The following is a 7501-nucleotide window of genomic DNA, read 5'->3' as shown; positions in this document are numbered from 1 at the left end:
CCTGCGTCAAAACAGGCTTCCAAGGTGCGTATCAGCGATTCCTGATTCGGCAGCGCGTCTCCCAGCATCAGTGACTGCAACGCGCAGGCGGCGTCCCGCGTGCGTTTGATGCCGAGCAGTCGTTGCGGCGCGGCGGCGAGCAGATTCGTCACCGTACCGGTGCCGGGCATGGCCGCGGCATCGTGCGCGGCGAACTGGAGCAGACCGCATTCATCAAGCAGCATACCGACGCTCGGCACTGCCCTGCCGTATATGCACCATGTTCCGGGCAGTGCGGCTACATCTGCGAGCCGCCGTTTGAGTCGTGTCGCCGTATCGCCGCGATTGCCGGCCTTGCCGGTACCGGCGCTTTGGGCAGGGCCCGGATTTGCATCCGAGGCCGAGCCCAGATTCGTGTCTGTATTCAAGTCCGAGCCGGATCCTGCGCCTGAACCAAGCCCCTTGCTGTCGCCGCCATCAGCCGCCGCATACAATCCGAACAGCATGCTCCCCTCCAGCACGTCCGCGACGGTGTCCTCATCTGAAGCATCCTCTTCTTCATCGCCGGACAGGCACCGGGAGACGGCGTCGATTGACGACGAAACCGAATCCATGCCGATAGCAAACGGAACCAGGTGTTTCACGTCATTCAGACCAATCGCCTGCAGCATGGTGGCCGCATCGTTGGCCTCCTGCTCGCCAGCCCGATAGCCGTTCGCCGGCCCCTGCAGCACGTGGGCAAGCATCGCGTTGCGGGGCTGCGTCTGCACGAACGCGGGCAGCACCTGTCTGATTACCTCATCGACTTGGCCTGCAATCCTTCCGTCTGCGAGACGATTGCGCTGGGTGATTTCGATACTTGCGAGCGGACCGCCGTTTTTACGCACGTCCAGCACCAGCGTCCGCTCCGCGGGATGATCGGCATCCGCCGACCGAATCGACGGTCCGCAATGCGCGATTACCAGACCGTCGGAATCGAAAATCGCCACGGATTCGCCAAAGATGTCATTGAGGATTTTCGCGACATCCTGCGCGGAACGGGCCGTGGCGAGCCGGGTGCGCATCGTCGTGGCGAGTGTGTCGGTGCGCACCTGCACCAGCAGCTGATCCTTGACGATTGAGGTGTTGATGGACTGGCACAAGTCGACGAACGGCATGCGCCGATGCATGCCGATGACGGGCAGACCGCGCTCGTCCGCGCGCGCAATCATCGCCTTTGGCACGGTGCGCACGCCCTCCACGAGTTCGATGGCAAGACCCGCCACGCCGGCGTCCACAAGCGTGTCCACATATCGGATAATCTCGTCGTCGCCCATATGGCCGAGCAGCGCACTGCCCTCGATAATCACCAGTTCGCCGCCGGACAGGAACGACGCAATATCGTACCGCTCATTCGTGTACGCCCAACGGACCGTGCCACTCATGCCCGCTTCTCCCGCCTCGATTGTCGGATCGGTACGGGCGAACATCGGGTCCGTCATCACGTCATGCATCGTCAGCGTCATACAAACTGTCCATTTCTCGGCTTCGTGACGTCACCTCCACGTTACGGCAACGCGCATCATCGCGCCCACAATAGGCGACATACATTACGAATCCGATTCGTCGCACCGGCCGGCGCAAACCGGCAGACGATGGCACGGCAGCCGAAAGGAACACCATGACCACCAGAACCCTGTTCACCAACGCCCACATCGCCACCGGGCAGCCCGGCAGCACCGCTGCCCAGACCGCCCCGCTCCAGGACATCCTCGTTGAGGACGGCCGTTTCGCCGCCATCGGCGAAGGCCTCGCCGCAAGCCTGCCCGCGCAAGGCTACGACATGACCGGCGTGGAAACCGTGGATCTCGGCGGCAAACTCGTCACTCCGCCGTTCTGCGACACCCACCTGCACCTCGACTACGTGTTCACCGCCCGCAAGCCCGGCGCCGTCAACGAAAGCGGCACCCTGTTCGAAGGCATCCAGCGCTGGAGCGACACGAAATCCGACCTCACTGTTGACGAAATCAAGGCGCGCGCCCGCAAGGCCATCGGTATGGAGCTGCGCCACGGCGTCCAGTACATCCGCTCCCACGCGGACGTCACCGACCCGAACCTCACCTCGCTCAAAGCGCTCCTCGAACTCAAGGAGGAGCTCAAAGACACGGTGACCATCCAAATCGTCTCCTTCCCGCAGGAAGGCATGTACTCCTACGAGGGGCCGAACGGCGAAAGCGGCGCGGACCTCGTGGAAGAAGGGCTGCGCATGGGCGCCGACTGCGTGGGCGGCATCCCACATTTCGAACAGTGCCGCGAATTCGGTGAACGCTCCATGCACACGGTGGTCGAGCTGGCATCCAAATACGACAAGCTCATCGACGTGCACTGCGACGAAACCGACGACCCGAACTCGCGCTACGTGGAGCTGCTCAGCGCACTCGCCTACCGTGCGGGCATCGGCCCCCGCACCACAGCGAGCCACACATGCTCCCTGGGGTCGGCCGACAACGCGTACTTCTTCCACCTGACCAAGCTGCTCAAGGCCGCGCACATCAACTTCGCGTGCGCCCCGACCGAAAACCTCTACCTGCAAGGCCGGCAGGACACCTTCCCCAAGCGCCGCGGCATCACGCGCGTCAAGGAACTCACCGACGCCGGCGTCAACGTGTCGCTCGGGCAGGATTCCATGCAAGACCCGTGGTATCCGCTCGGCAACGGCAACATGATGATTATCCTCGACTACGTGCTGCATGTGGCCCAGATGATGAGCTTCCCCGAAATCGATGACGCGATGAAGTTCCTCACCGTCAACGGCGCGACCACGCTCGGCATGCTCGATTCGTACGGCGTGGAAGTCGGCAAGCCCGCGAACTTCGTGGTGCTGGATGCGGACAGTGTGTTCAACGCCGTGTACGAGCGCTGCGACGTGCTGCGGTCCGTGCGCGACGGGCGGACGCTGTTCACCGCGACGACGAGCGTGGATTCGGCGACTGAACTGCTGTGAGCGCGGGTGTTGTGTGCGTGCCCTGACCGGTCGCGTGGAGTCCGTGACCGAACCGCTGCGAGGCGTTGCAGCCGGGGATATGTCCTTTGGGTTGGCGGGCTTTCTCGCGGGCTGGCCGTGGGCGCCCTGGGTGCCGTGGTGAGGCAGATCTCTGAGGCAGATCCCCTGTTTGTGAGGATCGGCTCGCACAACGGCCGACGAAGCCACCCGAATTAATACCATCGACAGACCTGACCGTCACTGTGTGAGTTCTGGCTCGCACGGTGGCGGTCGGAACGTTTGCAATCACCCCGTTTGCCAGGTTCAAATGTCATCGTGTGAGGATTGGCTCACATAGTGACAATCAAGTCGACTGAAATCCGTTGATTTCCCGTCGTGAGGGGCGATTGTGTGAGGATTGGCTCACACGGTGGCCGTCTGGCTGGCCGTGATCTGCTGTGTTGCTGCGTCAGAGGGTGATTGTGTGAGTTCTGGCTCGCACGGTGACACCCATTCCGCCCTACCCAGCCTGATTCCGGTCGGTCGCAGGCCATCGTGTGAGGATTGGCTCACATATCCGCCATCTGGCCGCTTCATAAGCGGGCGACGATACTGGTTGCGTATGTTCAGGCATACGTAAGTCATCAGATCCCTGCCGGTATTGAAGCCTTGCCGGTGGGTCCGTCCGGTTGCGTATGTTCCGGCATGCGCGAGATGACGGATGTCGGGGAGCCTGCGGCTTGGGCTGGGAGGTCTGTCGGTTTGCGTATGCCGAGACGTACGCAGGCCGTCAAACCGGTGATGGCGCAGTGGCTGGGCGGGGTGATGTCGTCTGTCGTGTATGCCTTGACATACGTAACTGCCCAGATATGTATCGACTGCCCTGGTGCCGGCTGTCTATCTTGCTGGCTGCGTATGTTCCGGCATACGCAAGGTGGCAGATGTCGGGGTGTCTGCGGTCGGGGTCGGCAGTGCTGCGGGTTGCGCGTGTCTGGGCATGCGTAAGTCATCCGATGTCCCTGCTTCGGTGGGCTGGAGGTGGTGGGTGCGTGGGGCGCGTATGCCCAGCCATACGTAAGTCATCAGATCCCTGCCGGTATCGAAGCCTTGCCGGTGGGTCCGTCCGGTTGCGTATGTACGGGCATGCGCGAGATGGCGGATGTCGGGGAGCCTGCGGCCTGGGCTGGGAGGTCTGTCGGTTTGCGTATGCCGAGACGTACGCAGGCCGTCAAATCAGTGATGACGCAGTGGCTAAGCGCTGCGATGCCGCCTGCCACGTATGTCTTGACATGCGTAACTTCCCGGATGCCTCCGGTGGTCCTAGTGTCGGCTGTCTATCTTGCCGGTTGTGTATGTCTTGGCATGCGTACCTGTCCGGATATGTGATGTCTAGCGCTCGCCGCCGCGTCCATCCGTGCCCCGCGCCGCCTCGGCGATCGTGTCGCACAGTAACCGGATTCCCGGCGCGATCTGCTGGGAATCAGGTCGCACAAAATTCAGTCGGATATGACTGCTGTCATCTTCATCGACCGCGAACATGTCACCGGGCATGAACGTCACGCCCGCGTGCCGCGCGTCATCCAGCAACCGCGCGGCACGTAAGCCATCTGGCAGTCGCGCCCACAGGTAGTAGCCGCCCAGCGGCGTGCTCCAGCGCATCCCGTCCGGCGCATACCGGCGCAAGGCATCGAGCATCAGGTTGCGCCGATTCCCGTAGATTTCGCACAATCGCCCGATATGCCGCCCGATGCGCCCACTGCTGAGCAACTCCATGCAGATCAGCTGCGATGACGAGCTCGTGTGCTGGTCGATCATCCGCCGCAGTGCCGCAATCCGCGCGATGACATGGCTGTCAGCCACCAGCCAGCCGGTTCGCAGCCCCGGCGTCACTGTCTTTGAAAACGTTGACAGGTAGATTACGTACCCTGCGTTTTCCATGCCTTTGAGTGGTGTCAGCTCGCGGGGACGCTGGGAGGGCATGCCGCTTGCGTTACCCGCGCTGCTTGCGTTGCCCACGCCGCTTGCGTTGCCGGCGTCTCTCACACTATCCACGTTGCCAGCGGTCCTGACATTGCCAACTTGGCCGATACTGACATGACCGACACTGTCGATTCCGCCGTGGCCGCCCGCATCCATTGCCCCGTCGGGGCGCCCGCTGTAGCACAGTTCGCCATACGGGTCATCCTCGATGACCAGGCATTGGTAGCGCATCGCGGTTTCGACGAGTTCGCGCCGGCGACGCAACGGCATGGTCGCGCCGCTCGGGTTCTGGAAGGTCGGGATGGTGAAGATCAGTTTCGGGTGGAATCGTTTGCAATACCCGTCGAGCAGGTCGGTGCGCATGCCGTGCTCGTCGATCGGCACGCCGATCACCCGCGCGTCCGCGGATCGAAAAGCTTGCAACGCGGGGAAAAACGTGGATTGTTCGACCAATACGCAGTCGCCTGGGTTCACGAACGCGCGCACACACAAATCCAGCCCCTGCTCGGCGCCGGACAGCACCATCACGTTGTCGGCGTCGCAGCGCACGCCGCGTTGTGTCATATGGTCGGCGAGCAGTTCACGCAGCTGGGGAAAACCTTCGATGGGGGACTCCTGCGTGGTGTGGAAATCCGCCGATTCGAACGCACGGATGCTGACGCTGCGCAGCAGATCATCGGGGATATCCGCCGGATTTTGCGAGCCGGTCGCGAAATCGATGGCGTCGGGCGCTTGCTGCGCTTGATCAGCGGCGGCGATGTCATGATAGGTGAAGCGGTTCGAGTAATCGCTGAACAGAATCTGCCACGGCGGCGCGCCACCTTGCCGGTCATCGCTCGCGCACACGAAAGTGCCGCGCCCCACGTGCGAGGCGATCAGGCCTTCTGATTTCAGTTGTTGGTAGGCCTGCAGGACGGTCGCGCGGTTGACGCCGAGCCGTTCGGCGAGCTCGCGTTCGGGCGGGAGCTTGTAGTTCGCGGCGAGCGCTCCGGAGACGATGTCCTCGCGCAGGGCGTTGACCAACTGCCGGTACAGCGGGACGCTGCTGTGGCGGTTCAGTGTGATTGGCATCGGCGGCGACCCTCCTTCCGGCTGTTGGCTTCCGCTGTTGGTTTGTTGACTATCGGTTTCCGGCGTGATGCCTTGCGCGACATTCTAGCTGGGACTGGCCGTGCGCGGTGCCGCGTGAACGGCAGGCGGACGGTGAATGGACGGTGGTTGGACGGCTGTCGGGCGGTAGTCGGGCAGTGGATGGACAGCAGGCAGATGGCGGGCGGATGACGGGCGACGGCGGACGTTGTCGTGAATCTGCCCGCTGTGTGACTGTCGGGTCGCATGATGCGACGATACCGGTGTCCGGGGCTTTCCACGCCTCGCTATCTGTCTAGCGTGTGATTGGCTGGTCGCACGGCGGCCAAGTATCGGCGGGCTCCACCTGAGATGGTCCGGCTATCTGCCCGCGATGCGACCAGTCAGTCGCACGGCGGGCAGATACCGTCGTCTCCCGCCGATACCTCGCCCTGCCCCGTCAGCCCTGCGTCGCCATATCCGGCAGCCACCCGTGCATCAGGCACCGCCGGAAATCCCAGCATTCCTTCCACAGTGCGTCGGGCGCGGTGTGCGGCGACGGCTCCAGCTTCCACGACCAGTACATCCACCCCGCGGCCTGCCCGAAACAGTCGAGCTGCATGCGCGTGACATGCGCGAACCGGCGGCGTTGCGCGTCATCGAACTGGTCAAGGTCCATTTCCCCGGGGTCGAGGTTCTTCGCCCACTCGTTCTCCACGCACCATTCGCCAACCAGCACCGGCACCACGCGCTGCATGCTGCGGATCCGCCGCCGCTGCCAGCGCAGGAACAACCGGTACGCCCACGGGCTGTGCACCCGGGCAATCCGCTCGGCCGCCGACAAGTACACGTGCGCGTCCACATACACGTTCGTCATCTGGTTGTGTTTGAAGAAATCCCGCCACAGACCGAACCGGAACCCGTCGTGGAACACGATCGCCTTGTCGTCCGGCAGGTAGCGCCGCAATCGCTTGTAGGTCGCGCGGTAATACTGCCGCAGGAAACTCATCGGCACGTAGCTGGAATACCGTTTGTCCTTCGGATTGCGCGCCACCAGTTTCTTGCGGTTGGAGAAGAACACCGGCCAGCTGACCGGCTCGTTGATGACTTCGATGCCGAACAAGGCTGGATCATGCCCGTAGCGGTGGGCGAGTCCTTCCAGCACGGTGATGGCTTTCTCCACGTTCTGTGGTTTCTTATGCCACGTGACCGCGCCGATCAGTCCGGAACTGTCGAAGCCGTTCTGCCCGCCCGGCGCGGTATGCAGGTCGAGCAGCACGCGCAGATGATACGTACGTGCCCACGCCATCGCCTTGTCCACGTACCGCCACGCGCCACCCAGCGGCGGCTCGGATTCGAATACGGTGTACGGCACCGGCAGACGCACCAGGTTCATGCCGCACGCGGCGATTTCGCGGAAATCCCGTTCGGTGATGTACGTGTCGCGATGATGCCGGATGCGTTGTGCGAGCTGGTCTTTCGGGGCGACCGTCGCGAGCGTGTCCTCGTCTT

The 7501-nt window shown here is 63.1% G+C and carries 4 protein-coding genes; 1 reads left to right on the top strand and 3 read right to left on the bottom strand.

The annotated features are described in order from the left end of the window. On the bottom strand, positions 1–1484 hold a 1484-nt coding region (locus ACI38B_RS05220), incomplete at its 3' end, for a PucR family transcriptional regulator ligand-binding domain-containing protein (RefSeq protein ID WP_439729824.1). A 155-nt stretch (positions 1485–1639) separates the two neighbouring features. Here ACI38B_RS05220 and ACI38B_RS05215 point away from each other — a divergent pair. After that, entirely contained in the window at positions 1640–2962 is a 1323-nt protein-coding gene (locus ACI38B_RS05215) for an amidohydrolase family protein (protein WP_404441300.1), read from the top strand. 1368 nt (positions 2963–4330) lie between these two features. Here ACI38B_RS05215 and ACI38B_RS05210 read toward each other — a convergent pair. Both ACI38B_RS05210 and ACI38B_RS05205 read right to left on the bottom strand, forming a co-directional pair. Beyond that, positions 4331–5992 carry a PLP-dependent aminotransferase family protein gene (locus ACI38B_RS05210; RefSeq protein ID WP_439729823.1) on the bottom strand — a complete coding sequence of 554 codons (1662 nt, stop codon included), beginning with the start codon at positions 5990–5992 and terminating at the stop codon, positions 4331–4333. A 457-nt stretch (positions 5993–6449) separates the two neighbouring features. Further along, positions 6450–7501, bottom strand: a 1052-nt coding sequence (locus tag ACI38B_RS05205) for a glycoside hydrolase family 5 protein (RefSeq protein ID WP_439729822.1), incomplete at its 5' end; no start/stop codon positions are given.

It is taken from the genome of Bifidobacterium sp., from assembly GCF_051876855.1.
GTDB lineage: Bacteria > Actinomycetota > Actinomycetes > Actinomycetales > Bifidobacteriaceae > Bifidobacterium.
Note: the sequence above shows the minus strand (reverse complement) of the source record. Positions and strands in the feature narration are given on the sequence as shown.

Excerpts from the sequence above, each read along its gene's own strand:
- ACI38B_RS05215 (WP_404441300.1), top strand. The coding sequence starts at position 1,640 with ATGACCACCAGAACCCTGTTCACCAACGCCCACATCGCCACCGGGCAG.
- ACI38B_RS05210 (WP_439729823.1), bottom strand. The coding sequence starts at position 5,992 with ATGCCAATCACACTGAACCGCCACAGCAGCGTCCCGCTGTACCGGCAG.